At 38.1% G+C, this 1,421-nt stretch carries 3 protein-coding genes; all 3 read left to right on the top strand.

The features are described from left to right. Positions 1-300, top strand: a 300-nt coding sequence (locus V7183_RS19730) for a branched-chain amino acid transport system II carrier protein (RefSeq protein ID WP_335360563.1), incomplete at its 5' end; no start/stop codon positions are given. A 66-nt stretch (positions 301-366) separates the two neighbouring features. Beyond that, on the top strand, positions 367-696 hold the full coding sequence (gene csaA / locus V7183_RS19725) for a chaperone CsaA (RefSeq protein WP_097895935.1): 330 nt from the start codon (positions 367-369) through the stop codon (positions 694-696). Between the two features lie 16 nt (positions 697-712). Next, positions 713-1,228, top strand: a complete 516-nt coding sequence (locus V7183_RS19720) for a DUF1572 family protein (protein ID WP_097895936.1) — start codon at positions 713-715, stop codon at positions 1,226-1,228. Positions 1,229-1,421: the final 193 nt, after the last annotated feature.

The raw sequence follows: 1,421 nt of genomic DNA, 5'->3' as shown, positions 1-1,421 counted from the left end.
GTATTAATGATTATTTATCCTGTTGCGATTGTGCTAATTGTACTGTCATATTTCCATAAATGGATTGGACAACGTAATACAGTGTATATTGGTGCCATTCTAGGTGCTTTGTTAATTAGCATATTTAACGGCTTAGAAAGTGCAAATATTAAGTTCGATGCAATAACAAATGTGCTGCAAATGCTTCCTTTATACAAAGAAGGAATTGGTTGGTTACTACCATCATGTATTGGTGGGGTTATCGGTTACTTCCTATATAGACCAAACGAATCAAGTGAGTTGCAAAAGAAAGGTGCTTAGGCATCTTTCTTTTTTTAGAGGGAATTTGTATGTTTTGTCTAAATGATAATTGGGAGGGAGAATAAAATGGCTAATTTTGAAGACTTTTTACAGTTAGATTTACGTATTGGAACGATAAAAAAAGCGGAAGAGTTTAAAGAAGCGCGTGTACCTGCAATTAAGCTAGAAATTGACTTTGGTGAACTTGGTATGAAGCAATCCAGTGCTCAAATTACGAAGAGGTATACACCAGAAGGGCTAATTGGAAAACAAATTGTAGCTGTCGTGAACTTTCCACCCAAACGTGTTGCGGGTTTCAAATCAGAAGTACTTGTGTTAGGTGGAGTTCCAGAACAGGAGGATGTAATCTTACTGCAGCCTGATATAGAAGTCCCAAATGGAACATCTATTAGTTAAATAGGAGGGGTCAGGGGTGGAAGTTGCAAAAGCTTATTTAGAATGTGCTGTTTCAAATTTTAAGGCGATTCAAAAGCAAGGTGAACGGACACTTTCACAGTTATCATATGAACAAATATGTTGGGCACTTCATGAAGAAGCAAATAGTATTGCAATTATTATCAAACATTTACATGGTAATATGCGATCGAGATGGACAGATTTTTTGACAACAGATGGTGAAAAACTAGATCGAAATCGCGATGATGAGTTTGAAGGTGGTTATGCTTCAAAAGAAGAAGCGCTAGTAGCATGGCAAGAAGGCTGGGAGTATGTTTTTCAAGCGCTGCAATCTTTAACTACGCAAGACATGTTAAGGATTGTGCATATTCGCGGAGAGGAACATAGTGTGATACAAGCAATTGAAAGGCAGATTGCTCATTATGCATCACATATCGGACAAATTATTTATGTCGGAAAATTACTGAAAGAAAAAGAGTGGGAGTGTTTAAGTATTCCAAAGGGACAGTCCAATCAGTATCTTCAAAAGTGACGTTCAATATAATAATAAGAAATAAACCGATATAGAGAAGGGGGTCAACTACCCACCACTTAAACGCTAACACGTTTTGAAGTGGGGGCTTGTAAAAAGCCCTGGTTGTCTAGCCTCAGTCTTTCGTGGACTCCGTTCGTAGGTTGCATACCCAAGAATGATTCCCTAGTTCTTGGCTCTATGGTGGCTCTGT

The organism is Bacillus sp. JJ1127, assembly GCF_036965845.1.
Taxonomy (GTDB): Bacteria; Bacillota; Bacilli; order Bacillales; family Bacillaceae_G; genus Bacillus_A.
Note: the sequence above shows the minus strand (reverse complement) of the source record. Positions and strands in the feature narration are given on the sequence as shown.

Excerpts from the sequence above, each read along its gene's own strand:
- csaA (WP_097895935.1), top strand. The coding sequence starts at position 367 with ATGGCTAATTTTGAAGACTTTTTACAGTTAGATTTACGTATTGGAACG.